Origin of the sequence: Pseudomonas sp. DVZ6, from assembly GCF_024259445.1 — a bacterium.
GTDB classification, from domain to species: domain Bacteria; phylum Pseudomonadota; class Gammaproteobacteria; order Pseudomonadales; family Pseudomonadaceae; genus Aquipseudomonas; species Aquipseudomonas peradeniyensis.
The window spans coordinates 48,035-74,111 of the sequence record NZ_JANCLM010000020.1 but is presented as its reverse complement, the minus strand read 5'-3'; the positions used below and the strand labels follow the sequence as shown (position 1 = coordinate 74,111).

Genomic DNA, 26,077 nt, shown 5'->3' with positions numbered 1-26,077 from the left:
TTCAGGCGTCCCCTTTGGCCAGGTCATCCAGCTTCAGTTGCAGGCCACCGATCGCGGCGTCGTCGGACAGCGCGGCCTTGGCTTTTTCGTAGGCGCTGTGCGCGTCGTCGGCGCGGCCCAGCTGTACCAGCAGGTCGCCCTTGAGTTCTTCGCGGCTGGCCAGGAAGGCCTTGTCGGTGTCGCCGTCGAGCAGCTTGAGCGCGTCCTCGGCCTTGTCCTGGGCCGCGAGCACGCGGGCCAGGCGCTGGCGCGAGATCTCGCCGAGGGTGGCGTCGGCCGGCTTGTCCAGCACGCCCTTGAGCTCGCTGGCCGCATCGTCCAGCTTGCCGCTCTCGACCGCGACCTTGGCCACGAACAGGCTGCCGTACTGGGCGTAGGCGGTACCGCCGAACTCGCTCTTGAGCTTGCCGGAAAGCTCGGCAACCTTGCTCGCGTCGGGCTTGCCGTCAGGCGTCAACGAGGTTTCCAGCAGCGCCTGATACAGCACCGAGGCGCCCTGGGACTGGTTGGCCTGGTACTTGTGCCAGGTCTGCCAGCCCAACACCACCACGCCGGCCAGCAGGGCGCCGGTCAGCAGCGGCTTGCCGTTGCGGTTCCACCAGTCCTTGGCTGCTGCCAGGCTCTCATCATCGGTACTCGACACCCCAATACTCCTATTCGCCTATTCGTTGTCAGACCGCGTCACGCCTGGGCGATCGCGGTTTCCAGGTGCGCGGCAAGCGCATCCCAGGCAATGTTCTGTTGTTCGCCCTGGCCACGCAGGGGCTTCAGGCCGATCTGCTGCTTCTCGAGCTCGTCGTCGCCCAGAATCAGCGCGAACAGCGCGCCGCTCTTGTCGGCTTTCTTGAACTGGTTCTTGAAGTTGCCGCCACCGGCATTGACTGCCAGGCGCAGGTTCGGCAGACGATCACGCAGTTGCTCGCTGATCTTCAGACCAGCCAGCTCCGCCTGCTCGCCAAAGGCGCACAGGTAAACGTCGATGGTACGGCTGATCGACTCAGGCACCTGGCCCAGGGTTTCGATCAGCAGCAGCAGACGCTCGATCCCCATGGCAAAGCCAACGCCGGCGGTCGGCTTGCCGCCCATCTGCTCGACCAGGCCATCGTAGCGCCCACCGGCGCAGACCGTGCCCTGGGCACCGAGCTTGTCGGTGACCCACTCGAACACGGTCTTGCTGTAGTAATCCAGGCCGCGCACCAGCTTGGTGTTGATCACGAACGGGATGCCGGCAGCGTCAAGACGGGCCTTCACGCCATCAAAGTGCACGCGGGACTCTTCGTCCAGGTACTCTTCGAGCTTCGGCGCGCCCACCAGGGCGGCCTGGGTGCCTTCGTTCTTGCTGTCGAGGATACGCAGCGGATTGCTCTTCAGGCGGCGCTGACTGTCTTCGTCCAACTGATCAATGCGCTGGGACAGGAATTCGACCAGTGCATCACGATAGCGCGCGCGGGCTTCGCTGGTGCCCAGGCTGTTGAGCTCCAGGGTCACCGCGTCCTGAATACCCAGCAACGCCCAGAGGCGCCAGGTGAGCATGATCAGTTCGGCGTCGATATCGGGGCCGGCCAGGTTGAACACCTCGACACCGATCTGGTGGAACTGGCGGTAGCGTCCCAGTTGCGGGCGCTCGTGGCGGAACATCGGGCCCACGTACCAGAGTTTCTGCACCTGGCCATTACCGATGATGCCGTGCTCGAGCACTGCGCGCACGCAAGCGGCGGTGCCTTCCGGACGCAAGGTAAGCGAGTCCTTGTTGTCCTGGAAGGTGTACATCTCTTTCTCGACGATATCGGTGACTTCACCGATCGAGCGCTTGAACAGCTCGGTGAACTCGACGATCGGCGTGCGGATCTGGCTGTAGCCGTAGCTGTCCAGCAAGCCGGCCACGGTGCCCTCGAAATAGCGCCACAGCGGCGACTGGTCGGGCAGGATGTCGTTCATGCCACGGATGGCTTGCAGCGATTTGCTCACGAGTAGTCCTTACGAATCTGTGTCTCAGCCGCGGGCGATCAGCGCCGCGTCGGCCTCGGCCTTCTCGGCCGCTTTCTGGCGGATGAGCTTTTCCAGCTCGTCGACCAGGTTGTCGTTGTTCAGCTTCTGCGATGGCTTGCCATCGATGTAGACCAGGTTCGGCGTGCCGCCGGTCAGGCCCACGTGCGATTCCTTGGCTTCGCCCGGACCGTTGACCACGCAACCGATCACCGCCACGTCCAGCGGTACCAGCAGGTCTTCCAGGCGCCCTTCCAGTTCGTTCATGGTCTTGACCACATCGAAGTTCTGCCGCGAGCAGCTCGGGCAGGCGATGAAGTTGATGCCACGCGAACGCAGGTGCAGCGACTTGAGGATGTCGTAGCCGACCTTCACTTCCTCGACCGGATCGGCGGCCAGGGAGATGCGGATGGTGTCACCGATGCCTTCGGCCAGCAGCATACCTAGGCCGACGGCGGATTTCACCGTCCCCGAGCGCAGGCCGCCGGCTTCGGTGATCCCCAGGTGCAGCGGCTGGATGATCTGCTTGGCCAGCAGGCGGTAGGCCTCGACGGCCATGAACACGTCGGAGGCCTTGACGCTGACCTTGAAGTCCTGGAAGTCCAGGCGGTCGAGGTGCTCGACATGGCGCAGCGCCGACTCGACCAGCGCCGCCGGGGTGGGCTCGCCGTACTTCTTCTGCAGGTCCTTTTCCAGGGAACCGGCGTTGACGCCGATGCGGATCGGGATGCCGCGGTCGCGTGCCGCGTCGACCACGGCGCGCACACGGTCTTCACGGCCGATGTTGCCCGGGTTGATGCGCAGGCAGTCGACGCCCAGTTCGGCCACGCGCAGGGCGATCTTGTAGTCGAAGTGGATGTCGGCGACCAGCGGCACGCTGACCAGCTTCTTGATCTTGCCGAACGCCTCGGCGGCGTCCATGTCCGGCACCGAGACCCGCACGATGTCCACGCCGGCATCGACCAGGCGCTGGATCTGCGCCACGGTGGCGGCGACATCGTTGGTGTCGGTGTTGGTCATGCTCTGCACCGCGATGGGCGCATCGCCACCCACCGGCACATTGCCGACCCAGATTTTGCGGGATTCGCGACGTTTGATCGGAGATTCGCCGTGCATGACTTACTGTCCCAACTTCAGGCGAGCGGTTTCGCCACTGGTGAACGGGGCGACATCGACCGCCTGGCCGTTGTAGCTCACCTGGGCGCCGCGGGCAAAGCCCAGGCGCACCGCGAACGGTGGCTTGCCGGTCAGTTCCAGGTTGTCGCCCTTGCGCTTGATGGCGCTGAACAGCACCTTGCCGTTGCCGTCGGTGACCTGGGTCCAGCAATCGGCGGTGAATTGGATATGGACCTTGGCGCTGCCGGCCGGGGCGACTTCAGCGGGCGCAGCCGGTGCGCTCGAAGCGACGGGGGCGGCTGGCGCGGCGGCGACAGGCGCGGCCACTGCAGGAGCGGCTGGCGCGACAACCGGTGCCACAGGTGCGGCGGCCGTCGGTGCCGGTGCCGCGCTGGTGGCTGGCGCGGCGGGTGCCACAGGCGCAACTGGCGCCTGGGCCTCGGTGACCGGCGCCTGCTCGGTAGCGTTCGGCTCCAGTGGCAGGGCCTGGCCCTCGGGCTGCTGGCCTTCGCTCACGGCCTGGTCTTCCGGCTCGTCCAGCGGATGAATCTGCGTGGTGCCGTCGGCGCTCTCGACCTCGACGTGCTCCAGGGCGATCTTGGCCAGGTCCTTGCCGCGCAGGCTGCTCTGGTCCTGCCACCAGAAGAAACCACCGCCGACCACCGCGACCAGCAGCAACAGGCTGACCACCCGCAGGATGTTGTGCGACAGGCGCACCGGCTCTTCGATGCGGCCGAGGGCGTGCACTTCGCTGCCCTGGGCGTGGGTGCCGGTGATCTGGTCGAAGGCCTCGACCAGAGGCGCCTGGTCCATATCCATCAGCTTGGCGTAGGCACGGATGTAGCCACGGGCGAAGGTGTGCCCGGGCAGCTTGTCGAAGGCGCCGTTTTCCAGGTTGTTCAGCGAAGATACCGTGAGGTTGAGCTTGCGAGCGACCTCGGCCTGGCTCCATTCGCGTTTTTCGCGGGCCTGGCGCAAGACATCACCGGGGTTCTGGCGAGTCGCTGCTGCTACTTCAGTGTGCGCGGCTTTCATCGTTGCTCCGACAGGTATTGCTGATATTCCGGCGTACCGGGATAAAGTCGTTGTAATTGCTGGCCCAAACGGGTCGCGGTGCCCTGTTCGTCGAGGGCGAGTGCCAGGCGATGGCCCAGCAGCAGGCTGCGGGCATCCTGGTCGCTCAGCTGGCTGAATCGATCGTAGTAATCCTGGGCCGGCACATAATGCCTGTTTTCGTAGGACAACTCAGCCATTTCGAGCAATGCCTTCGGTTGCCGCGGATTGAGCCGAAGGGCTTTTTCCAGGTAGGCACGCGCCTGATCACCCTGCCCCTGCTTCAGGGCGGTGAGCCCCAGGTTCTCGTACACGCGGGAACGCTCAGGATACAGGGTATCGGCCCCAGCCTGGAGGAACATCGCCCGGGCTTCGTCGAAACGGCCCTGAGCATATAGGAAACTGCCGTAATTGTTGCGGATTCGTGTGTCATCCGGGCGGATGGCCAAGGCCTTGGCGAAGTGCTCGCCGGCCAATGCGGGCTCATCCTCGGCCTGGAACACCAGGGCCAGTGCTGCATGAGCCTCGGCGTCACGGGCGTCCAGGGCCAGGGCCTTGCCCAGCGGTGCCTTGGCGCGCTCGGTCAAACCTTGTTGCAAATACCCCAGCCCCAACTGCACGTAGGCCTGCCCCGCCGCCTCACGCCCCTGGCGGCTGGCCAGGGGGTCGCCCGCGCCGCCGGACACGCAGCCGGCCAGCAGCGAAAGCGTCAGGATCGACAGCGCGGCGCGCAGGCTCATGGGGCAGGTGCTCGTCAGGGGCGCGCAGCGCTGTCTTGCGGCTCGTCGGCAGCCAGCTGACGTACGGCGATGTAGCGCTCGCTGCGGCGGGTACGGTCGTTGACCTGACCCACCAGCTGACCGCAGGCGGCGTCGATGTCGTCACCGCGGGTGGTGCGGGTGGTCACGTTGAAGCCGCCGTGGTGCAGCAGGTCCTGGAAGCGACGGATGGCATTGTTGCTCGGTCGCTCGTAGCCCGAATGTGGGAACGGGTTGAACGGGATCAGGTTGATCTTGCACGGCACATCACGCAGCAGTTCGATCATCTGCGCGGCATGCTCGGGCTGGTCGTTGACATCCTTGAGCAGGGTGTACTCGATGGTCAGCACGCGCTTGCCGCCGAGGGTGGACATGTAGCCCATGCACGACTCCAGCAGCATCTTCAGCGGGTACTTCTTGTTGATCGGCACCAGCTTGTTGCGCAGTTCGTCGTTCGGCGCGTGCAGCGACAGGGCCAGCGACACGTCGATGTGCTTGGCCAGCTCGTCGATCATCGGCACCACGCCCGAGGTGGACAGGGTGACGCGACGCTTGGAAATGCCATAGCCCAGATCTTCCATCATGATCTTCATGGCGGCGATGACATTGTCGAAATTCAGCAGGGGTTCGCCCATGCCCATCATGACCACGTTGGTGATGGCGCGGTCGATCTTGGCCGGGACGGTCCCGAAGGATTTGTTGGCAAGCCACACCTGGCCGATCACTTCGGCGGCGGTGAGGTTGCTGTTGAAGCCTTGCTTGCCGGTGGAGCAGAAGCTGCAGTCCAGGGCACAGCCGGCTTGCGACGACACGCACAGGGTGCCGCGATCGTCGGTGGGGATGTAGACGGTCTCGACGCAGCTGCCGGAGGCAACGCGGACCACCCACTTGCGGGTACCGTCGGCGGAAATGTCTTCACTGACCACCTCCGGACCGCGAATCTCGGCAACGGCCTCGAGCTTTTCGCGCAAGACCTTGCCGACATTGGTCATGGCGGCGAAATCATCGACGCCAAAATGGTGAATCCATTTCATCACCTGACCGGCACGGAAGCGCTTCTCCCCGATTGAGTCGAAGAACTGTTCCATTTCCGCCAGGGTCAGCCCCAGCAGGTTGATCTTGTCAGTCGATGTCGTCATGGATTCACCCTCACCCGTAAGCTTTCGCTTAGCGAGTGGTTACCTCGGTAGCAGCGAAGAAGTAAGCGATTTCGCGAGCAGCGGCAGCTTCGGAGTCCGAACCGTGAACGGCGTTGGCGTCGATCGACTCGGCGAAGTCGGCACGGATGGTGCCTGGAGCAGCTTCTTTAGGGTTGGTGGCGCCCATCAGCTCACGGTTCAGAGCGATGGCGTTTTCGCCTTCCAGAACCTGAACAACGACAGGGCCCGAAGTCATGAAGGCAACCAGGTCACCGAAGAAGCCACGAGCGCTGTGCTCGGCGTAGAAGCCTTCGGCTTCGGCCTTGGACAGTTGCTTGATTTTCGAAGCGACGATTTTCAGGCCGGCTTCTTCGAAGCGAGTGGTGATCTTGCCGATGACGTTTTTAGCGACGGCGTCAGGCTTGATGATCGAGAAAGTACGTTGAACAGCCATGGAAAACTCCAGAATATTGAGTGTTGCGAAAAATTAAACCCGCGAATTATACGCGGGTTCCAGGGGATTGCCTAACCTGCGGCGTGCGCTCAGTCGGCTTCTTCGATCCAGGCCGCCTGGATGGCCTCGAGAACCTTCTCGCCGCAACGCGACGGATCGTCATCGAAGTCCGGCAGAGCCATGACCCACGCGCGCAGATCGACGAAATTCACGTAATGAGGATCGACCTCGGGCTTGCTTTCCGCAAGCTGGATGGCGATCTCAAGTACATCAACCCATTTCAGACTCATGTACAGGCCCTCAGTGCGGCGCTTCGGCGGCGTGGTTGAGCGAATATTTGGGGATCTCGATGGTGAGGTCCTCATCGCCGACGACCACCTGGCAGCCCAGGCGCGACTGCGCCTCCAGGCCCCAGGCCTTGTCCAGCATGTCCTCTTCGAGCTCGTCCGCTTCTTCAAGGGAGTCGAAGCCCTTGCGGATGATGCAATGGCAGGTGGTGCAGGCCTTGACGCCGCCGCAGGCGCTTTCCATCTCGATGTGATGGTCGTGGGCCAGTTCCAGGATGTTGGTCCCGGTCGGCACTTCCACGGTCAACCCCTCGGGGCAGAACTTCTCATGCGGCAGGAATGTCACCAGCGGCATCGGTTACTCCTCGATCTCATTCAGGTTGCGCCCGGCCAGTGCGGCTTTGACCGTCGAATCAAGGCGACGGGCGGCAAATGCATCGGTCACCTGCGACAGACGCTTGGTCTGTTGCTCGATGGCGGCGCCATCGGTGCCGGTCAGCAAATCACGTAGTTCTTGCATCTGGAATTCGATCGCGTCGCGCTCGTCACTGCTGAGCAGGCGCTCGCCATCGGCGTCCAGGGCGCCCTGCACCGCCTCGAGCAGGCGCTCGGCATCGACCTGGTGCTCGCGCAACTGGCGCGCATGCTTGTCGGAGCCGGCATGCTCGAAGGAGTCCTTGAGCATGCGGGCGATCTCGCCGTCGGTCAGACCGTAGGACGGCTTGACCTGAATGCTCGATTCCACCCCCGAACCCAGTTCGCGGGCCGCGACGCTGAGCAGGCCGTCGGCGTCGACCTGGAAGGTCACGCGGATCTTCGCCGCGCCCGCGACCATGGCCGGGATGCCGCGCAGCTCGAAGCGCGCCAGGGAACGGCAGTCGCTGATCAGCTCGCGCTCGCCCTGCAGCACGTGGATCATCATGGCCGACTGGCCATCTTTGTAAGTCGTGAACTCCTGGGCGCGGGCCACCGGAATGGTGGTGTTGCGCGGGATCACCTTCTCCATCAGCCCGCCCATGGTCTCAAGACCCAGCGACAGCGGGATGACGTCGAGCAGCAGCAGCTCACCGCCTTCGCGACGGTTGCCGGCGAGGGTGTCGGCCTGGATGGCGGCACCGATGGCCACCACCTGGTCCGGGTCGATCGAGGTCAGCGGAGTACGGCCGAACAGCGCGCCGACCGCCTCGCGCACACGCGGCACACGGGTCGAACCACCGACCATGACCACCGCGCCGACTTCCTCCAGCTCGATGCCGCTGTCGCGCACGGCGCGGCGGCAGGCCTTGAGGCTGCGGGCGATCATCGGTTCGATCATGGCTTCGAAGGCGGCACGGGTCAGCTCGCCCTGCCAGGCACCATGCTGGACGCCGACGGCGTCACTGTCGGTCAAGGCTTCCTTGGCCGCGCAAGCGGTCTGCAGCAGCAGGCGCTGGGTGGCCGGATCGAGGTCGGCGGACAAATCGGCCTGCTCGATGATCCAGCCAGCGATCGCATGGTCGAAGTCATCGCCACCCAGGGCGGTGTCACCACCGGTGGCCAGCACTTCGAAGACACCGGCAGTCAGGCGCAGGATGGAGATATCGAAGGTGCCGCCGCCCAGGTCGAAAATCGCCACGACGCCTTCGGCATCCTGGTCCAGGCCATAGGCCACGGCAGCTGCGGTCGGCTCGTTGAGCAAGCGCAGGACATTGAGGCCGGCCAGCTTGGCGGCGTCCTTGGTGGCCTGGCGCTGGGCGTCGTCGAAATAGGCCGGCACGGTGATTACCGCACCGACCAGCTCGCCACCTAGGGTTTGCTCGGCGCGCTGACGCAGCACCTTGAGAATATCGGCCGACACTTGCACCGGACTTTTCGGGCCCTGAACGGTATCGATGAACGGCATGTGCGATTCACCGCCGACAAAACGGTACGGCAATTGCTCGCCCAGCTGTTTGACGTCCGCCAGGCCACGCCCCATCAGGCGCTTGACCGACAGGATGCTGTTGAGCGGGTCGCTGGGGGCAGCCTCGCGCGCGGCCAGGCCGACTTCGACAGCGTTGTCGAGATAACGCACGGCGGACGGCAGGATGACACTACCCTGGGCATCGGGCAGCGGCTCGCTGCGCCCGCTGCGCACGGCGGCGACGAGAGAATTGGTGGTGCCCAGGTCGATGCCCACCGCCAGGCGGCGCTGGTGCGGCTGGGGGCTCTGACCGGGTTCGGCGATCTGCAGTAGGGCCATGCTTATCTGAGTACCTTAGGCGTCATCACGGGCAACGCCGGGGTTAATCGTCGAGGCGCTCTTCGAGTTGGCGCACTTCTTGGGCGAGCTTGTCGAGGAACTGCATGCGGCGCATCAGGCGCTCGGCCTGCTCACGCTCTGCAGCAACATCCCAGCAGGCGGCGAAATCCTCGTTCAGCGTGTCCTGGGCGACCTTGAGGCGCTTCTTGAACACGGCGACGCCGTCGAGGTCGGCTTCGTCCTGCAGCTCTTCGAGCTCTTCGCGCCACTGCATCTGCTGCAACAGGAAGTCCGGGTCGTGCACGGTGACTTCCTGGGGCACCTCGTGGCCGCCGATGGCCAGCAGGTAGCGGGCCCGGCGCGGCGCGCTGCGCAAGGTCTGGTAGGCGTCGTTGAGGGCCGCCGACTTTTCCAGGGCTACGCGCTGCTCGCGCTCGGAAGCGTCGGCGAAACGGTCCGGATGGACCTCGCGGGCCAGCTCGCGGTAGCGAACAGCCAGTTTGTCGAGGTCCAGGCGAAAACCGGGTTGCAGCTCAAACAGGGCGAAATGACAAGGAGTACCCACGGCCAGCCTCAGACGTTGAAGCTTTCGCCGCAGCCACACTCACCGCGCACGTTGGGGTTGTTGAACTTGAAGCCTTCGTTCAACCCTTCCTTGACGAAGTCCAGCTCGGTGCCGTCGAGGTAGACCAGGCTTTTCGGGTCGATGATGACCTTCACGCCATGGTTCTCGAACACCTGGTCTTCGGCGGCGAGCTCGTCGACGAACTCCAGCACATAGGCCAGGCCCGAGCAGCCGGTGGTGCGCACGCCCAGGCGAATGCCCTCACCCTTGCCGCGCCCGTCGAGGGAGCGGCGAATGTGGTTGGCGGCGGCTTCTGTCATGCTGATAGCCATCGGAACTCCTTACCTCGCGACAGTCGACTTAGATCAAGCCTTTCTTCTGCTTGTAATCGCGAACAGCGGCCTTGATGGCATCTTCGGCGAGCACGGAGCAGTGGATCTTGACCGGCGGCAGTGCCAGCTCTTCAGCCAGCTGGGTGTTCTTGATGGTTTCGGCTTCGTCCAGGGTCTTGCCCTTCATCCACTCGGTGGCGAGGGAGCTGGAGGCGATGGCCGAACCGCAGCCGTAGGTCTTGAACTTGGCGTCTTCGATGATGCCTTGCTCGTTGACCTTGATCTGCAGACGCATCACGTCGCCGCACGCTGGAGCGCCGACCATGCCGGTACCGACATCCGGATCCTCGGCATTCATCTTGCCGACGTTGCGTGGGTTTTCGTAGTGGTCGATGACCTTTTCACTGTATGCCATGGTGCAATTCCTTCCTCATCAGGGAGCCGCTCTTGCCGGCGACTGCTTAGTGGGCGGCCCACTCGATCTTGGAGATGTCGACGCCGTCTTTGTACATGTCCCACAGCGGCGACAATTCACGCAGCTTGTTCACGGCCTTGCAGACTTCCTGCGCGGCGTAGTCGACTTCTTCTTCGGTGGTGAAGCGGCCGAAGGAGAAGCGGATCGAGCTGTGCGCCAGTTCGTCGTTGCGGCCCAGGGCGCGCAGGACGTAGGACGGCTCGAGCGAAGCGGAGGTGCAGGCCGAACCGGACGAAACGGCGATGTCCTTCAGCGACATCAGCAGCGACTCGCCCTCGACGTAGTTGAAGCTCAGGTTCAGGTTGTGCGGCACGCGCTGGGTCTGGCTGCCGTTGACGTACAGCTCCTCGAGGTCCGAGACCTGCTTGAAGAAGCGGTCGCTCAGGGCCTTGATGCGCACGTTTTCAGTGGCCATTTCCTGCTTGGCGATGGCGAAGGCTTCGCCCATGCCGACGATCTGGTGGGTCGGCAGGGTGCCCGAACGCATGCCGCGCTCATGGCCACCGCCGTGAATGATGGCTTCCAGGCGCACGCGCGGCTTGCGGCTGACGTACAGCGCGCCGATGCCTTTCGGGCCGTAGACCTTATGCGCGGAGAACGACATCAGGTCGACCTTGAGTTTCTGCAGGTCGATCTCGACGCGACCGGCCGACTGGGCGGCATCGACGTGGAACAGCACGCCACGCGAACGGGTCAGTTCACCGATGGCGGCGATGTCGTTGATCGAGCCGACTTCGTTGTTCACGTGCATCAGCGAGACCAGGATGGTGTCGTCGCGCAGGACAGCCTCGACCATGGCCGGGGTGACGATGCCGTCTTCGCCAGGCTCGAGGTAGGTGACTTCGAAACCTTCACGCTCGAGCTGGCGAGCGGTGTCCAGGACCGCCTTGTGCTCGATCTTGGAGGTGATGATGTGCTTGCCTTTGGTCTGATAGAAGTGCGCCACGCCCTTCAGGGCGAGGTTGTCGGACTCGGTGGCACCGCTGGTCCAGACGATCTCGCGCGGGTCGGCGTTGATCAGCTCGGCGACCTGGCGGCGGCCGTTCTCGACTGCTTCCTCGGCCTTCCAGCCGAACACGTGGGAGCGCGAGGCCGGGTTGCCGAAGTTCCCGTCGACCAGCAGGCACTCGGCCATCTTCTGGGCGACACGGGGATCGACCGGCGTGGTCGCGGAGTAATCGAGGTAGATCGGCAACTTCATTGAGTATCTCCTATCAGGCGGTGGCGTCGCTCGTCGCTGCGGTTTCAGTCGACGGCGGACGTCTCAATCTTGTCCAGCTGGGCAACTCGGCCTGCGACACGGCGCAGGTCCTGGCGCTGGGCGACTTCCTGCACCTCGCGGCGCATGACGAGGTCGGCCAGGCTGATGCCACTGAGGAATTCATGGATCTGCTGGCTCAGGTCGCACCACAGGTGGTGAGTCAGGCAGGTATCACCGGCGTGGCAGTCCCCCAGGCCCTGGCAACGGGTGGCATCGACCGATTCGTTGACCGCGTCGATGACCTGGGCCACCTGAATGGTTTCCATGCCCCGCGACAGCTGGTAGCCGCCGCCCGGACCGCGAACGCTGGAAACCAGGCTGCTGCGGCGCAGCTTGGCGAACAGCTGTTCCAGATAAGAGAGGGAGATGCCCTGGCGCTCGGAAATATCGGCCAAAGACACCGGCCCATGCTGCGCGTGCAACGCCAGGTCAAGCATGGCGGTCACGGCGTATCGGCCTTTGGTAGTCAGTCGCATGGCGTATGGGTACCACGGGAGTTACAGGATGTGTGCGAGTATGCGATTCCCGAGCATTTAAGTCAACTATTAGACCTAGTGCTTTAGTCGGGTATGCATGCGGGAGGCGGGCGCGAGTGTAGCAGACAAGGGGCGCAAGCACACGCCCCTTGTGTCGGCCCGGCGCAATCAATGCGACTGAGTGTCGCCCTGCTTCAGCTCGGCGCAGGCCGCGGCGAAGTCGTCGTCGGGCAGCGCCGGCAGCTCCTTGGCACAGTAGTCACTGCCCATCCGAGTCAGCGCGCCGCACATCCCCTCCAGGCGCTCGTCGACGGCCTGCAGGTGGTCGAGCATCTGGCCGATGGCGCGGGCCACCGGGTCGGGCATGTCGCCGCTGACGCCATAGGCGTCGAAACCGATCTTCTCGGCCATGGCCTTGCGCTTGGCCTCGACGGCGTCATCCTCGGTCTTGACGATGATCCGTCCCGGAATCCCCACCGCCGTGGCGCCGGCCGGCACCGCCTTGGTGACCACGGCATTGGAGCCGATCTTGGCCCCGGCGCCGACGGTGAACGGGCCCAGCACCTTGGCCCCGGCACCGACCACCACGCCGTTTTCCAGGGTCGGGTGACGCTTGCCCTTGTTCCAGCTGGTGCCACCGAGGGTGACGCCCTGGTACAGGGTCACGTCGTCACCGATCTCGGCGGTCTCGCCAATGACGATGCCCATGCCGTGGTCGATAAAGAAACGCCGGCCGATGGTCGCCCCCGGGTGGATCTCGATGCCAGTCATCCAGCGACCGAAGTTCGACACCAGCCGCGCCAGCCATTTGAAATCGCGCCGCCACAGGGCATTGCCCAGGCGGTGCAGCCAGATGGCATGCATCCCCGGGTAGCAGGTCAGGACCTCGAAGGCGTTGCGCGCCGCCGGGTCACGATGGAAAACGCTCTGGATATCTTCACGCAGACGCTCGAACATCTGTCAGTCCTTCCTTTTATGCGGCTCGCCCCGTGCGACCTTCTGGGTCTCGGTAAGAATGCCGCGCAAAATGCTCATTTCCGGACGCTCGACCGAGCTTCGCCCATACAGCCGGCGCAGGCGCGCCATCAGGTGCTTGGGTTTCTCGGGATCGAGGAAGCCGATGTCCACCAGGGTCTTTTCCAGGTGGTCGTAGAACAGCTCCATTTCGTCCATGGTCGCCAGCTCGCTGGCTTCGACCTTCTCGACCTTCGCCGCCGCGACCTGCCCTGCCAGCCAGGCCATGCGCACCTCATAGGAGAGCACCTGGACGGCGGCGGCCAGATTCAGCGAGCTGAAGTCGGGGTTCGAGGGAATGTGCACGTGGAAGTGACATCGCTGCAGTTCTTCGTTGGTCAGGCCGGCGTGCTCGCGCCCGAACACCAGGGCGATCTCTTCGCCGCCCATGGCCTGGGCCACGGCCTTCGCCCCGCACTCGCGCGGGTCGATCAACGGCCAGGGGATGCTGCGCTCACGGGCGCTGGTGCCCATGACCAGGCTGCAGCCGACCAGCGCCTGCTCGAGGCTGTCGACCACCTGGGCGTTGTCCAGCACGTCGTCGGCGCCCGAGGCGCGGGCGCTGGCGTCCGCGGCCGGAAACTCTTTTGGCTGCACCAGCACCAGGCGCGACAGGCCCATGTTTTTCATGGCACGCGCAGCGCCGCCGATGTTGCCGGGGTGGCTGGTATTGACCAGAACAACACGAATATTTTGCAGCAAGATGTCGTGCTCTCGGATGCGGAAACAGGAGGGTTCGATCTTACAGAACCGACCAGCGTAACGCCATGAAAGCAAATGTGACACTTCTGTCGTCAAAGATTTCTGCTAGAATGATCGGCTTTCCTCTTTAACATCTCCAGGTGACCTTCCCATGCAGCCTATGCTGAATATCGCCCTGCGCGCGGCTCGCAGCGCCAGTGAACTGATTTTCCGCTCCATCGAACGCCTGGATAGCATCAAAGTCGACGAAAAGCAGTCCAAGGACTACGTGTCCGAGGTTGATCGCGCCGCCGAGAAGGTCATCGTCGAGGCCCTGCGCAAGGCCTACCCGAACCACTCGATCCAGGGCGAAGAGACCGGCCTGCATGCAGGCAGCGGTGAAGAAGGCAAGGATTACCTGTGGATCATCGATCCGCTGGACGGCACCACCAACTTCCTGCGCGGCATTCCGCACTTCGCCGTCAGCATCGCCTGCAAATACCGCGGTCGCCTCGAGCACGCCGTGATCGTCGACCCGGTTCGCCAGGAAGAATTCACCGCCAGCCGTGGCCGTGGCGCCCAGATCAACGGCCGCCGCCTGCGCGTCAGCTCGCGCACCAGCCTGGAAGGCGCGCTGCTGGGTACCGGCTTCCCGTTCCGTGACAACCAGATGGCCGACCTGGACAACTACCTGGGCATGTTCCGCGCCCTGACCGGCCAGACCGCCGGCATCCGCCGCGCCGGCTCCGCCAGCCTGGACCTCGCTTATGTAGCCGCTGGCCGCTTCGACGCCTTCTGGGAGTCGGGCCTGTCCGAGTGGGACATGGCCGCAGGCGTACTGCTGATCCAGGAAGCCGGTGGCCTGGTGAGCGACTTCAACGGTGGCCACGACTTCCTCGAGAAGGGCCACATCGTCGCGGGCAACATCAAGTGCTTCAAGGCTGTGCTGACTGCTATCCAGCCGCACCTGCCGGAGCACATGAAGCGCTAAGCGCCGATTGCCGAGCACAAAAAAAAGCACCTCTCGAGGTGCTTTTTTTGTGCCTGCACGATGACCTGCAGGAGCGGCCTTGTGCCGCGAAAGGGCTGCGAAGCAGCCCCGGCAATCTTGATATATGCCGAAGATCCCGGGGCCGCTTCGCGCCCCTTTCGCGGCACAAGGCCGCTCCTACAGGGGGGGCACTTGCCGCTTACTGCCCCGGCTGGTTCTGCCCCAGGACCAACTTGCCATTCTTGTCCAGCGGGATGGTCGAGCCCGGCTCGTGATCCATCTTCACCTTGCCCACCTGGTCACCGATGGAATAGGTCACGTTGTAACCCACCACCTTGTCGCTGATGTCATTGACCGTGTTGCAGCGGGTTTGCGTGGTGGTGTAGGTATCACGCTCCTGCATGCCTTCCTGCACCTTGTTGCCGGCATAGCCGCCACCGACCGCACCGGCCACGGTGGCGATCTTCTTGCCGGTACCGCCGCCAATCTGGTTGCCCAGCAGGCCACCAGCGATGGCACCGACCACCGTACCGGCAATCTGGTGCTGGTCCTTGACCGGCGCCTGGCGCGTCACGGTGACATCCTTGCAGACCTCACGCGGCGTCTTCACTTGCTGCTTGATCGGCTGCACGTCGGTGACCTGGGCGTACTCAGGCCCTTTGTTCACCAAGCTGTAGGTCGCCACAGCACCTCCGGCAGTCACACCGACAGCACCCAGAACCGCACCCACCAGCATTGATTTGTTCACGTGAACCTCCTGATCGTACCCGCGGGCTCCGGCCCGCCTTCTCCTTGCCTTGGAGCAAAAAAAAAGGCGCGAGTTCAACACTCGCGCCTCTCTTTACGCCAAATGGCGCGGAACAAGCCTTACGGACGCTCGTCCACACCCTCGGTCTTGACCGGCGGGATCAGGTCTTCGCTGCTCAGGTTCAGCCAGATCAGCACCACGTTGGCGATGTAGATCGACGAGTAGGTACCCGCCATGACACCGATGAACAGCGCCAGGGAGAAGCCGAACAGGTTGTCGCCGCCGAAAAACAGCAGCGCGGCGATGGCCAGCAAGGTCGACACCGAGGTGGCGACGGTCCGCAGCAGGGTCTGGGTGGTCGAGATGTTGATGTTCTCGATCAGCGAGGCCTTGCGCAGCACGCGGAAGTTCTCGCGCACCCGGTCGAACACGACGATGGTGTCGTTGAGCGAGTAGCCGATGATCGCCAGCACCGCCGCCAGCACCGTCAGGTCGAAGGTGATCTGGAAGAACGACAGGATGCCCAGGGTGACCACCACGTCGTGGATCAGCGAGATGATCGCGCCCACGGCGAACTTCCACTGGAAGCGGAAGGCCAGGTAGATGAGGATGCCGCCCAGGGCCAGGAGCATGCCGAGGCCGCCCTGGTCACGCAGCTCCTCGCCCACCTGCGGGCCAACGAACTCAACGCGCTTGACCGTGGCCGGGTTGTCGCCGCCGATCTTCTGCAGCGCCTCGGCCACGCGGTTGCCCAGCTGCGGGTCATCGCCCGGCATGCGCACCAGCAGGTCGGTAGTGGCGCCGAAGCTCTGCACCACGGCGTCGTGGAAGCCGGAACCGACCAGTTCGGTACGGACCTTTTCCAGGTCCGCCGGACGCTCGTAGGTGAGCTCGATCAGCGTGCCACCGGTGAAGTCCAGGCCGAAGTTCAGACCCTTGTGCCACCAGCTGAACAGCGCCAGCACGGTGAGGAGCACGGTGATGGCGAACGCGACATTGCGCACGCCCATGAAGTTGATGGTTTTCATCGCAGCTCCCTCAAACCCACAGCTTCTTGATGTCACGCCCGCCGCAGGTCAGGTTGACCAGTGCGCGGGTCACCATGACGGCGGTGAACATCGAGGTGAAAATCCCGAGGGACATGGTGACCGCGAAACCCTTGACCGGGCCGGTACCCATGGCGAACAGGATGCCGCCGACCAACAGGGTGGTCAGGTTGGCGTCGACGATCGCCGAGTAGGCGCGGTTGAAACCTTCGTGGATGGCGCGCTGCACCGACATGCCGGCGGCGATCTCTTCGCGGATACGCGAGAAGATCAGCACGTTGGCGTCCACCGCCATGCCCATGGTCAGCACGATACCAGCGATACCTGGCAGGGTCAGGGTGGCGCCCAGCAGCGACATCAACGCCAGCAGCAGCACCATGTTGCCCGCCAGGGCGATGGTCGCCAGCACACCGAAGGCGCGGTAGATGGCGATGATGAACAGCGAGACGAACAGCATGCCCCACAGGGACGCGTCGATACCCTTGGTGATGTTGTCGGCCCCCAGGCTTGGGCCGATAGTACGTTCTTCGGCGAAGTACATCGGCGCGGCCAGGCCACCGGCACGCAGCAGCAGGGCCAGCTCGGACGACTCGCCCTGGCCGTTCAGGCCGGTGATGCGGAACTGGCTGCCCAGCGGCGACTGGATGGTCGCCAGGCTGATGATCTTCTTCTCTTCCTGGAAGGTCTGCACCGCGACTTCTTTCTCGACGCCATCGACCATCTGCTTCTGGTAGCGGGTGACCGGCTTCTGTTCGATAAAGATCACCGCCATGCTGCGCCCGACGTTGGTGCGGGTGGCGCGACTCATCAGCTCGCCACCGTGGCCGTCGAGGCGGATGTTCACCTGCGGGCGGCCGTGCTCGTCGAAGCTGGCCTGGGCGTCGGTGACCTGGTCACCAGTGATGATCAGGCCGCGCTCGACCGGGGCGGAGCGGCCGCCTTCGCGGAACTCGAACACCTCGGTGGTAGCCTTGGACGCACCCGGCTCGGCGCCGAAGCGGAACTCCAGGTTGGCGGTCTTGCCGAGGATACGCTTGGCTTCGGCGGTGTCCTGCACGCCCGGCAGCTCGACCACGATGCGGTTGGCACCCTGGCGCTGGACCAGCGGCTCGGCCACGCCCAGCTCGTTGACCCGGTTGCGCACGGTGGTCAGGTTCTGCTTGATCGAGTATTCGCGGATCTCGGCGACTTTCGCCTGGGTCAGCGCCAGACGCAGCACGGCGAGCTCGTTGCGCTCGGTGGTGGTCAGGTCGAAGTCATTGAAATTCTTGCGGATCAGGCTGCGGGCCTGTTCGCGGGTAGCATCGTCGGCGAAGCCCAGCATGATGCCGCCGTCCTGCTGGGGCAGGCTGCGGTAGCGGACGCGCTCTTTGCGCAGCAAGGTCTTGACCTCGCCTTCGTAGACTTTCATGCGAGCGGTCATGGCCTTGTCCATGTCCACTTCCAGCAGGAAGTGCACACCACCGGACAGGTCCAGGCCCAGCTTCATCGGGCTGGCACCCAGGTTGCGCAGCCACTGCGGGGTGGTCTGGGCCAGGTTCAGGGCCACGACATAGTCGTCGCCGAGGGCCTTGCGCGCCACATCCTTGGCTGGCAGCTGTGCTTCCTGGTTGGTCAGGCGCACCAGCGCACTGCCCTTCTCGCCCAGGTTGCTGCCTTTGACGGCGATGCCGGCATCGGTCAGCGCCTTGGTCACGCGATCGAGGTCGGCCTGGCTGACATGCAGGGCGGAACTGGCGCCGCTGATCTGCACCGCCGGATCATCCGGGTAGAGGTTGGGTGCGGAATAAATGAAGCCGACCGCCAGTACCACCACGATCAGCAGGTATTTCCACAGAGGGTATTTGTTCAGCATCACGCCGCCCGTTCAAGACGCGGGGCGCTTTGCGCGCCCCGACTGGAAAAATGAAACCGGTAACTCAGATAGCCTTGAGCGTACCTTTCGGCAGGGTCGCGGCAATGGCGCCCTTCTGGAACTTCAGTTCGACGTTGTCGGACACTTCCAGGACCACGAAGTCGTCGGCGACCTTGACGATCTTGCCGGCAATGCCGCCGTTGGTGACCACTTCGTCACCTTTTTGCAGGTTGCTCAGCAGGTTTTTCTGCTCTTTGGCACGCTTGGCCTGCGGGCGCCAGATCATCAGGTAGAAGATGACCAGGAAACCGACCAGGAAGATCCACTCGAAGCCGGTACCGGCTGGGCCGGCGGCTGGGGCTGCTGCGTCCGCGTAGGCGGCGGGAATCAAGAAGCTCATTGGGCACTCCTAATGAATGTTTTCTAATAATGGATGCGAACAGTCAGTCCAAGGGCGGCACAGGAAGCCCGCGCTTGGCGTAGAAGGCGTCGACAAAGGCGGCCAATTTACCCTGTTGAATAGCCTCGCGTAAACCGGCCATCAAGCGCTGGTAATGGCGCAAGTTGTGGATGGTATTCAGCATGCTGCTCAACATTTCGCCGCACTTGTCCAGGTGATGCAGATAAGCGCGGGAGAAGTTGGTGCAGGTATAGCAATCGCAGGTCGGATCCAGCGGCGATTCATCATGGCGATGGAACGCGTTGCGGATCTTGATCACCCCGGTGTCGACGAACAGATGGCCGTTGCGCGCATTGCGCGTGGGCATCACGCAGTCGAACATGTCGACGCCGCGGCGCACACCCTCTACAAGATCTTCCGGCTTGCCTACCCCCATAAGGTAACGAGGTTTGTCAGCAGGCATTTGCGCCGGCAGGTAGTCCAGCACCTTGATCATCTCGTGCTTGGGCTCGCCCACCGACAGGCCGCCGATGGCCAGGCCATCGAAGTCGATGTTGACCAGCGCTTCCAGCGAGCGCATGCGCAGGTCCTGGTACATGCCGCCCTGGACGATGCCGAACAGCGCCGCGGTGTTGTCGCCGTGGGCGTTCTTCGAGCGCTGGGCCCAGCGCAGCGACAGCTCCATGGAGGTGCGCGCCACATCATGCTCGGCCGGGTACGGGGTGCACTCGTCGAAGATCATCACGATATCCGAGCCCAGGTCGCGCTGGACCTGCATGGACTCCTCGGGGCCCATGAACACCTTGGAACCGTCCACTGGCGATGCGAAGGTCACGCCTTCCTCCTTGATCTTGCGCATGGCGCCCAGGCTGAACACCTGGAAACCACCGGAATCAGTGAGGATAGGGCCTTTCCATTGCATGAAGTCGTGCAGGCCGTTGTGCTTCTTGATGACCTCGGTGCCCGGGCGCAGCCACAGGTGGAAGGTGTTGCCGAGGATGATCTCGGCGCCGATGGCCTCGATGTCACGCGGCAGCATGCCCTTGACCGTGCCGTAGGTGCCCACCGGCATGAAGGCCGGGGTCTCGACGGTGCCACGGGGGAAGGTCAGCCGGCCACGACGGGCCTTGCCGTCGGTGGCCAGCAGTTCGAACGACATTCGACAGGTGCGACTCATGCTTGATCCTCTGGGCCGCGTGGCGCCGGATTGCGGGTGATGAACATGGCATCACCGTAACTGAAGAAGCGGTACCCGTTCTCGACCGCCGCCGCGTAGGCGGCCATGGTCTCGGGGTAACCGGCGAAGGCCGAGACCAGCATCAGCAGCGTGGACTCCGGCAGGTGGAAGTTGGTGACCAGGCAATCGACCACATGGAACGGCCGGCCCGGGAAGATGAAGATGTCGGTGTCGCCGCTGAAGGCCTTGAGCTCGCCATCGCGCGCCGCGCTTTCCAGCGAGCGCACGCTTGTGGTGCCCACGGCGATCACCCGGCCGCCACGGGCGCGGCACGCGGCGACGGCGTCGACCACGTCCTGGCTCACTTCGAGCCACTCTTTATGCATGGTGTGGTCTTCGATCTTGTCGACCCGCACCGGCTGGAAGGTGCCGGCGCCCACGTGCAAGGTGACGAAGGCGCGCTCGACGCCCTTGGCGGCGATCTTCGCCAGCAGCGCTTCGTCGAAATGCAGGCCGGCGGTGGGCGCGGCCACGGCGCCGGCGCGCTCGGCGTAGACGGTCTGGTAGCGCTCGCGGTCGGCGCCCTCGTCGGGGCGGTCGATGTACGGTGGCAGCGGCATGTGGCCGACGCGCTCGAGCAGCGGCAGCACCTCTTCACTGAAGCGCAGTTCGAACAACGTGTCATGGCGCGCGACCATCTCGGCCTCGCCACCGCCGTCGATGAGGATCTGCGTGCCTTCTTTAGGCGCCTTGCTGGCGCGCACGTGGGCCAGCACGCGGTGGCTATCGAGCACGCGCTCGACCAGCACTTCCAGCTTGCCGCCGGAGGCTTTCTGGCCGAACAGCCGCGCCGGGATCACCCGGGTGTTGTTGAACACCATCAGGTCGCCCGGGCGCAGGTACTCGAGCAGGTCGGTGAACTGCTTGTGGGCCAGCGTGCCGCTGGGGCCATCGAGCACCAGCAGGCGGCTGCCATGGCGCTCGGCCAGCGGATGGCGGGCGATCAGGGAATCGGGGAGTTCGAAAGAAAAATCGGCGACGCGCATGATGATGTTCGGTTCGACAGGGCCGCAAAGTTTAGCCCAATGCGTGAAAATTGACCATGAAAGCCGATTGACCGACCCAAGGCACCTCTCTATACTGCGGCGCCACAAGCCCTGATGGCGGAATTGGTAGACGCGGCGGATTCAAAATCCGTTTTCGAAAGGAGTGGGAGTTCGAGTCTCCCTCGGGGCACCAAGATCCAGAAAAAAACCGACCTTATGGTCGGTTTTTTTGTGCCTGGCGATTAGTCCATGCCTCGCCCCCTGTAGGAGCGGCCTCGTGCCGCGAAAGGGCTGCAACGCAGCCCCGGCGATTCCTGCGACATGGTTAAGATCCTGGGGCCGCGCTGCAGCCCTTTCGCGGCACAAGGCCGCTCCTACAAAAAACGTGCAAGCCTGGCGACTTCGAGTTCGTTTCACGCCCAGTCCTTTAAGACTTTCCCCATTCCCTGTAGTCCATTTCCCAAACATACTCCCAACCCCTTTCAAGCCATTGCGATGGTCTGGATCGGCCTCTAGTCTCGACCCGTCGCTGCCAAATCAGCGACCGGCTTTGACAGGCCGCTCCAGTAATTAACTCGCACAGCTATGCCACCTATGGCGGCTGTACGTGGGGCACCTTCGGGTGCGCCGGGTTTCCTTACTGACCGGTCTGTCAACCCACGTACCGCTGCCACCCTCTTGTTTGACAGCAATGGTGACGGCCCTTCAGTAAGGATCACACCATGTTGAAGATTGTCCCCGACCCACCGCTTTCTCCCGAAACAACCCACTCGCTCGAAGACCTGCTCATCCAGATCTCGGAACGCCTGTTCTGCGCCCTCTCCGTCACCCACCAGAACGCCCTCACCCAAGTCACCAGCACAGCGCGCGGCATGTCCATGGCAACGATGCACGAAATCGAGGCCGCACGCGGGCTGGTGGAACTGGCACTGAGCAAGCTTCAGATCAAGCACTGAACAGGGAGAAAACACGATGAACGACAAGACTGCCGGCGTGACCGGATTCGGCTATGGCGATGGCGAGCAACCACTGTTCCGGGTCGAACCGGGGCAGGACGGAAAGTCAGCCATGGAACAAGCCTCTGCGATCATGGCCTGCGTGAAGCGCATGACATTGCTTGCAGCGACTGATGGCGAGGTCAACCTTGGCTGGGGAGCACACTTGATGAGCGATATGGCCAAGGCGGTGATGGATGATGTGGAGTTGGGTCGCCAACGGGATTCGACTGAATAGCCCCTGCCGAACGTCTAACGCCTAAATCGGCTGTACCCGCTCCCACAAGCTCGGCAAAGCCCCGTGGGAGTGGGCTTGCCCGTTAGTAGGTGCGTTGATGCCTTTTGAGCCAAACTAGTGACTGCACAGAAAATCACACAAAGTGCAACTTACTGTATAGCCAGAGCTGCCGTTCTACACTAAGTTTCACAAACCGTGACTTTCTGTTGATCACCCCATGCCTGCCCAGCCGCTTCAGTGCCTCTATCGAGGCCTGCATCACCTCGCCACGCCCCAGCGCTATCTGTTCACGCCAGCGGATATGCGCGCCCTGGTGCCCGGCTTGTCCGACGGCGCCTATCGCTCGCTGCTGAGCAGAGCGTCCAACGACAACATCCTGATCAGGGTGTGCAGGGGGCTTTACCTTTTCACTCCGGCCAAGCCCAACCCTGGGCTCGTGCTCTATCACGCTGCGGCCCGCCTGCGAGCTGACAACCTCAACTACATCAGCCTCGAGTGCGCCCTCAGCGATATCGGAGTGATCTCTCAGGTACCACAGAACTGGCTGACTATCATGTCGTCAGGACGAAGCCAGACCATAAGCTGCGCAGCTTTCGGCACGGTCGAGTTCGTCCATACCACCCGTACCGCTCTCGAACTCAACGGCCAACTCGACTACGACGACCGCTGCCGCCTATGGCGCGCCAAAGCCTCGCTGGCCTTGGCCGACATGAAGCGGACCAGACGCAATCTGGAGCTGATCGACTGGAAAACGGCCAATGAACTTGTTTGATCGACTTGTCCAGCACGCCCTGGGCAACACACCTGAGCTCGCGCCACTGCAAGTGGTGGTGGAAAAGGAGCTGCTGCATCACGACATCATGCGGATACTCAGCGAGTCCGGCTTGCTGCAGAGGCTCTGCTTTATCGGCGGCACCTGCCTGCGAACCTGCTACGGTTCCAGGCGCCTGAGTGAAGATCTCGACTTCACTGGTGGCGCAGATTTCAAACGGGAAGACTTTTCGGCACTGAAGGAAAGCCTGATCGCAAGGCTGAGTGAAAAGTACGGATTGCAGGTCGATGTGAGCGAGCCGTTGCACACGCCTGGCAATGTGGACACCTGGAAGCTGTGCGTACAGACACGCCCCGAGGCTCGTAACCTGCCCGCGCAGAGAATCCACATCGACATCTGCGCAGTCCCGTCCTATCAATGCAAACCCATGACCTTGCTGAACCCCTACGGGGTCGATATGGGAACCGAAGGATTGATCGTCAACACGCAGAGTCTCGAAGAGATCTTCATCGACAAGCTGCTGGCTTTCGCCCTGCGCCGAGGGCGCATCAAGAATCGTGACCTCTGGGACTTGGCCTGGCTCAAACAGCGCGCCGTGATACCGGCTTTCGCACTGGTCAGGCGCAAGCTTGGGGACCACGCGATTACTGCCGACTGGCTATTGCAGCAAGGTACGGAGCGAGTCGCCTGTTTGCAGCAGGCACAGACGCAGCGCGACTTCCAGGCGGAGATGCGCCGCTTTCTTCCCTTGCAAGTGGTGTCGCAGACTATCGAAAACCCAGCATTCTGGAGCTATGTGGTGGAGACCGTCGAGCAGTTGTTCGGTGAGCTTTGCTTATCCCTGGACGCCGCGGATGCTGGCGCTGGCGATCACAGGTTCCTGATGTAAGGTAATGACTTGCCGGCCTAGCACTAACACCACCCTTCCGGCCATACAGGGTTGGTAACCTCTCCACACAGCGGAACATCATCCATGCCACTGAGCCATCGCCCCGTCCGATCTGCCGACATCGCCACGCTCTGCAACTTGCCTCAAGGCCCGGACGAACTGTTCTATATGTTCCCCAAAGCCACCTACCCATTCACTCCCGCACAACTGAGCGAAGCCATTGCCCAGCGCAGCGGCTCAACGGTGGTCGAAATTGACGGGGTGATCGTTGGCTTCGCCAATTTCTACAAAGCCAATCACGGCGGTGTCTGCGCGCTGGGTAATGTGGTGGTGGCGCCGGCTGCGCGGGGTCAGGGCGTGGCACGTTATCTGGTGCAGTGCATGATCGACTTGGCTCGCCAAGAGTTCGCCGCGCGGGAGGTCTGGGTGTCGTGTTTCAATCACAACACCGCAGGGTTGCTGCTTTATCCACAGCTCGGTTTTGTGCCGTTCGGGATCGAGGAGCGACAGGCACCGGATGGAAGCCGGATCGCGCTGGTGCAGATGAAGCAGGTGTTGAGCTGAGGTTGAGGTGATTTACGTGTGTGCGGTGTGGCCTGGGTTGGGGCTGCGTTGCAGCCCATCGCGGGGCAAGCCCGCTCCCACGCTGGCGATGCTTGCGACTCTACTCATCGTGCGACAGCGCAGCACAAAGCGCCGGGTGACAGGGGATCTGGCTGGACTAGCCTTCTGTATTGCGCAAGCGCGCGGCCTGGACATGGGACTGTGCTCGAATGATTTCATCAGCGTCTCCTTCGGCCGCTACCTGTAACAGGTATTCCTGAATCGCTGCCTCGGAATCCAGTAGATCCGCAATATTGAATGGCGTCAGTTCACTGGCCATGCTCGACTACCTCGCAATGTGAATGTGTAACGAGCCTAAACCATAGCCCTGAGGGAAGCTTTACCGCTTGCTGTAGGCCTCTTCTTTACTGCCGACCAGAAAAACCACGTAACACCCTGCGTCAAATCCCACCGAACCTTGCCCTTCCCGCGACGTCGGAACCTGCATCCCCCGCATCGAGGTTCCCCCACGTGAAAGCCCTCCTCGCCCGCAAATACCGCCTGGTGGTCAAGACCTTCGGCTACATCGGCTGGTCGCTGTTCTGGCTGCTGATCTGGGATGTGCTGGTCACCATCGACTTCATGCTGTTCTTCAACAGCAAGTTCAGCCTGCCGCTGATCCCGCTCACCCTGCTGGGCTCGGCGCTGGTGGTGCTGGTGAGCTTTCGCAACAGCAGCGCCTACAACCGCTGGTGGGAGGCGCGCACGCTGTGGGGCGCGCTGGTGAACAGTTCGCGCAGCTTCGCCCGGCAGGTGCTGACGCTGGTCGACGACCCGGCCGACGGGCCGAACCCGGTGAAGGCGACCTTGCTGCGTCGGCATATCGCCTACGTGAACTGCCTGGCGGCGCACCTCAAGGGCGAGAAATGCCCGGATGAGCTGATGGCCTTCATACCGCCCGGGGAGTTCGAGCGGCGCAATCGTTCGAACAACTTCGCCAACGATATCCTCGGCGGCTCGGCGGCCTTGCTGGCCCAGGAGTACCAGGCCGGGCGACTGGACAGCATTCGCCTGGCGCGGCTGGAATCGACCCTGGTGGACATGTCCAACGCCCAGGGCGGGATGGAGCGGATCGCCAATACGCCGCTGCCCTACCCTTATGTGTACTTCCCGCGGCTGTTCATCACACTGTTCTGCCTGATCGTGCCGGTGGGGCTAGTGGAGTCGCTGGGCTGGTTCACGCCGCTGGCCTCGACGGTGGTCGGCTTCATGCTGCTGGCCATCGAGCGGATCGGCACGGACTTGCAGAGCCCGTTCCGCTTCAGTGAGCACCAGATTCCAATGGACACGATCTGCGAGACGATCGAACGCAACCTGGAGTCGATGCAGCGGGAGGCGCAATGTGGGGCGTTGGTGCATTGAGTGGATCGATACGCCTTTTCAATCTATTCAAGGTTTTTGCAGGTGAAAAATTTGATCGCATATTGGCTGCCAGGTGCCAGACGATAGCCTTGCAGCGCCTATGAGATCGAGCGCCGCCCGCGCGGCGCATCGCGACG

General features: G+C 63.1%; 31 protein-coding genes and 1 tRNA gene. 8 read left to right on the top strand and 24 right to left on the bottom strand.

Annotation, left to right across the window (positions count from 1 at the left end; translation table 11 throughout):
* Nucleotide 1: 1 nt before the first annotated feature.
* From NMG10_RS13645 to trmJ, 17 genes are all read right to left on the bottom strand, one after another.
* Nucleotides 2-643, bottom strand: a complete 642-nt coding sequence (locus NMG10_RS13645; RefSeq protein WP_203650721.1) for a tetratricopeptide repeat protein — start codon at nucleotides 641-643, stop codon at nucleotides 2-4.
* Nucleotides 644-681: 38 nt separating this feature from the next.
* The gene (hisS, locus tag NMG10_RS13640; RefSeq protein WP_186712888.1) at nucleotides 682-1,968 is read right to left on the bottom strand and encodes a histidine--tRNA ligase; all 1,287 of its coding nucleotides are present in this window, start codon (nucleotides 1,966-1,968) and stop codon (nucleotides 682-684) included.
* Nucleotides 1,969-1,992: 24 nt separating this feature from the next.
* Complete coding sequence (ispG, locus tag NMG10_RS13635) at nucleotides 1,993-3,102, bottom strand: flavodoxin-dependent (E)-4-hydroxy-3-methylbut-2-enyl-diphosphate synthase (RefSeq protein ID WP_011532347.1); 1,110 nt, start codon at nucleotides 3,100-3,102, stop codon at nucleotides 1,993-1,995.
* 3 nt (nucleotides 3,103-3,105) lie between these two features.
* Complete coding sequence (locus NMG10_RS13630; RefSeq protein WP_234560413.1) at nucleotides 3,106-4,137, bottom strand: RodZ domain-containing protein; 1,032 nt, start codon at nucleotides 4,135-4,137, stop codon at nucleotides 3,106-3,108.
* Entirely contained in the window at nucleotides 4,134-4,895 is a 762-nt protein-coding gene (gene pilW, locus NMG10_RS13625; protein ID WP_254464525.1) for a type IV pilus biogenesis/stability protein PilW, read from the bottom strand. Before pilW ends, NMG10_RS13630 begins: the two co-directional genes overlap by 4 nt.
* A 14-nt stretch (nucleotides 4,896-4,909) precedes the next feature.
* The gene (gene rlmN / locus NMG10_RS13620; RefSeq protein ID WP_028689594.1) at nucleotides 4,910-6,052 is read right to left on the bottom strand and encodes a 23S rRNA (adenine(2503)-C(2))-methyltransferase RlmN; all 1,143 of its coding nucleotides are present in this window, start codon (nucleotides 6,050-6,052) and stop codon (nucleotides 4,910-4,912) included.
* Nucleotides 6,053-6,080: 28 nt separating this feature from the next.
* A complete protein-coding gene (gene ndk / locus NMG10_RS13615) occupies nucleotides 6,081-6,506 on the bottom strand; it encodes a nucleoside-diphosphate kinase (RefSeq protein ID WP_011532343.1) in 426 nt (141 codons plus the stop codon).
* Nucleotides 6,507-6,595: 89 nt separating this feature from the next.
* Nucleotides 6,596-6,796, bottom strand: coding sequence for a Fe-S cluster assembly protein IscX (gene iscX / locus NMG10_RS13610; RefSeq protein ID WP_028689593.1), 201 nt, complete (start codon nucleotides 6,794-6,796; stop codon nucleotides 6,596-6,598).
* Nucleotides 6,797-6,806: 10 nt separating this feature from the next.
* Entirely contained in the window at nucleotides 6,807-7,148 is a 342-nt protein-coding gene (gene fdx, locus NMG10_RS13605) for an ISC system 2Fe-2S type ferredoxin (protein ID WP_028689592.1), read from the bottom strand.
* A 3-nt stretch (nucleotides 7,149-7,151) separates the two neighbouring features.
* Entirely contained in the window at nucleotides 7,152-9,014 is a 1,863-nt protein-coding gene (hscA, locus tag NMG10_RS13600; protein WP_203650716.1) for a Fe-S protein assembly chaperone HscA, read from the bottom strand.
* A gap of 43 nt (nucleotides 9,015-9,057) precedes the next feature.
* On the bottom strand, nucleotides 9,058-9,579 hold the full coding sequence (gene hscB / locus NMG10_RS13595; RefSeq protein ID WP_110735787.1) for a co-chaperone HscB: 522 nt from the start codon (nucleotides 9,577-9,579) through the stop codon (nucleotides 9,058-9,060).
* 8 nt (nucleotides 9,580-9,587) lie between these two features.
* A complete protein-coding gene (iscA, locus tag NMG10_RS13590) occupies nucleotides 9,588-9,911 on the bottom strand; it encodes an iron-sulfur cluster assembly protein IscA (protein ID WP_023630636.1) in 324 nt (107 codons plus the stop codon).
* A 28-nt stretch (nucleotides 9,912-9,939) separates the two neighbouring features.
* Nucleotides 9,940-10,326, bottom strand: a complete 387-nt coding sequence (iscU, locus tag NMG10_RS13585) for a Fe-S cluster assembly scaffold IscU (RefSeq protein WP_007929523.1) — start codon at nucleotides 10,324-10,326, stop codon at nucleotides 9,940-9,942.
* A gap of 46 nt (nucleotides 10,327-10,372) precedes the next feature.
* Entirely contained in the window at nucleotides 10,373-11,587 is a 1,215-nt protein-coding gene (locus NMG10_RS13580) for an IscS subfamily cysteine desulfurase (protein WP_232855676.1), read from the bottom strand.
* 44 nt (nucleotides 11,588-11,631) lie between these two features.
* Nucleotides 11,632-12,123 (bottom strand): Fe-S cluster assembly transcriptional regulator IscR, encoded by a 492-nt coding sequence (iscR, locus tag NMG10_RS13575; RefSeq protein ID WP_050704358.1) that lies wholly within the window; start codon nucleotides 12,121-12,123, stop codon nucleotides 11,632-11,634.
* A gap of 168 nt (nucleotides 12,124-12,291) precedes the next feature.
* On the bottom strand, nucleotides 12,292-13,080 hold the full coding sequence (gene cysE / locus NMG10_RS13570; RefSeq protein WP_028689587.1) for a serine O-acetyltransferase: 789 nt from the start codon (nucleotides 13,078-13,080) through the stop codon (nucleotides 12,292-12,294).
* A 3-nt stretch (nucleotides 13,081-13,083) separates the two neighbouring features.
* Entirely contained in the window at nucleotides 13,084-13,839 is a 756-nt protein-coding gene (gene trmJ / locus NMG10_RS13565) for a tRNA (cytosine(32)/uridine(32)-2'-O)-methyltransferase TrmJ (protein WP_254464524.1), read from the bottom strand.
* Between the two features lie 151 nt (nucleotides 13,840-13,990).
* Here trmJ and suhB point away from each other — a divergent pair, with 151 nt between their 5' ends.
* Nucleotides 13,991-14,809: an inositol-phosphate phosphatase gene (suhB, locus tag NMG10_RS13560; protein WP_110735793.1), complete on the top strand. Its 819-nt coding sequence runs from the start codon at nucleotides 13,991-13,993 to the stop codon at nucleotides 14,807-14,809.
* Nucleotides 14,810-15,008: 199 nt separating this feature from the next.
* Here suhB and NMG10_RS13555 read toward each other — a convergent pair whose 3' ends face one another.
* From NMG10_RS13555 to queA, 6 genes are all read right to left on the bottom strand, one after another.
* A complete protein-coding gene (locus tag NMG10_RS13555; protein ID WP_050704355.1) occupies nucleotides 15,009-15,557 on the bottom strand; it encodes a glycine zipper 2TM domain-containing protein in 549 nt (182 codons plus the stop codon).
* A gap of 119 nt (nucleotides 15,558-15,676) precedes the next feature.
* Nucleotides 15,677-16,585 carry a protein translocase subunit SecF gene (secF, locus tag NMG10_RS13550; RefSeq protein ID WP_110735797.1) on the bottom strand — a complete coding sequence of 303 codons (909 nt, stop codon included), beginning with the start codon at nucleotides 16,583-16,585 and terminating at the stop codon, nucleotides 15,677-15,679.
* 10 nt (nucleotides 16,586-16,595) lie between these two features.
* Nucleotides 16,596-18,458, bottom strand: a complete 1,863-nt coding sequence (gene secD / locus NMG10_RS13545) for a protein translocase subunit SecD (RefSeq protein WP_203650709.1) — start codon at nucleotides 18,456-18,458, stop codon at nucleotides 16,596-16,598.
* A gap of 64 nt (nucleotides 18,459-18,522) precedes the next feature.
* Nucleotides 18,523-18,858, bottom strand: a complete 336-nt coding sequence (gene yajC / locus NMG10_RS13540; RefSeq protein WP_110735801.1) for a preprotein translocase subunit YajC — start codon at nucleotides 18,856-18,858, stop codon at nucleotides 18,523-18,525.
* A 43-nt stretch (nucleotides 18,859-18,901) separates the two neighbouring features.
* Nucleotides 18,902-20,017 carry a tRNA guanosine(34) transglycosylase Tgt gene (gene tgt / locus NMG10_RS13535; RefSeq protein WP_023629281.1) on the bottom strand — a complete coding sequence of 372 codons (1,116 nt, stop codon included), beginning with the start codon at nucleotides 20,015-20,017 and terminating at the stop codon, nucleotides 18,902-18,904.
* Nucleotides 20,018-20,031: 14 nt separating this feature from the next.
* A complete protein-coding gene (gene queA, locus NMG10_RS13530; RefSeq protein ID WP_050704349.1) occupies nucleotides 20,032-21,081 on the bottom strand; it encodes a tRNA preQ1(34) S-adenosylmethionine ribosyltransferase-isomerase QueA in 1,050 nt (349 codons plus the stop codon).
* Nucleotides 21,082-21,189: 108 nt separating this feature from the next.
* Between queA and NMG10_RS13525 the strand changes: the two genes are divergently transcribed.
* The 6 genes from NMG10_RS13525 (at nucleotide 21,190) to NMG10_RS13500 (ending at nucleotide 24,539) form a co-directional block, all read left to right on the top strand.
* Nucleotides 21,190-21,274: transfer RNA gene (locus tag NMG10_RS13525), tRNA-Leu, on the top strand.
* Nucleotides 21,275-21,803: 529 nt separating this feature from the next.
* Nucleotides 21,804-22,037, top strand: coding sequence for a hypothetical protein (locus tag NMG10_RS13520; protein ID WP_234560419.1), 234 nt, complete (start codon nucleotides 21,804-21,806; stop codon nucleotides 22,035-22,037).
* A gap of 16 nt (nucleotides 22,038-22,053) precedes the next feature.
* Nucleotides 22,054-22,314, top strand: a complete 261-nt coding sequence (locus NMG10_RS13515; protein ID WP_254464523.1) for a DUF3077 domain-containing protein — start codon at nucleotides 22,054-22,056, stop codon at nucleotides 22,312-22,314.
* A 217-nt stretch (nucleotides 22,315-22,531) separates the two neighbouring features.
* Nucleotides 22,532-23,086: a type IV toxin-antitoxin system AbiEi family antitoxin domain-containing protein gene (locus NMG10_RS13510; RefSeq protein ID WP_234560421.1), complete on the top strand. Its 555-nt coding sequence runs from the start codon at nucleotides 22,532-22,534 to the stop codon at nucleotides 23,084-23,086.
* Nucleotides 23,073-23,975: a nucleotidyl transferase AbiEii/AbiGii toxin family protein gene (locus tag NMG10_RS13505; protein WP_254464522.1), complete on the top strand. Its 903-nt coding sequence runs from the start codon at nucleotides 23,073-23,075 to the stop codon at nucleotides 23,973-23,975. Before NMG10_RS13510 ends, NMG10_RS13505 begins: the two co-directional genes overlap by 14 nt.
* An 84-nt stretch (nucleotides 23,976-24,059) precedes the next feature.
* Entirely contained in the window at nucleotides 24,060-24,539 is a 480-nt protein-coding gene (locus NMG10_RS13500) for a GNAT family N-acetyltransferase (protein WP_254464521.1), read from the top strand.
* A gap of 157 nt (nucleotides 24,540-24,696) precedes the next feature.
* Here the strand turns inward: NMG10_RS13500 and NMG10_RS13495 are convergent, their stop codons facing one another.
* Nucleotides 24,697-24,858, bottom strand: coding sequence for a hypothetical protein (locus NMG10_RS13495; protein ID WP_232855678.1), 162 nt, complete (start codon nucleotides 24,856-24,858; stop codon nucleotides 24,697-24,699).
* A 191-nt stretch (nucleotides 24,859-25,049) separates the two neighbouring features.
* Here NMG10_RS13495 and NMG10_RS13490 point away from each other — a divergent pair, with 191 nt between their 5' ends.
* A complete protein-coding gene (locus NMG10_RS13490) occupies nucleotides 25,050-25,940 on the top strand; it encodes a bestrophin family protein (RefSeq protein WP_234560424.1) in 891 nt (296 codons plus the stop codon).
* The last annotated feature ends 137 nt before the right edge of the window (nucleotides 25,941-26,077 follow it).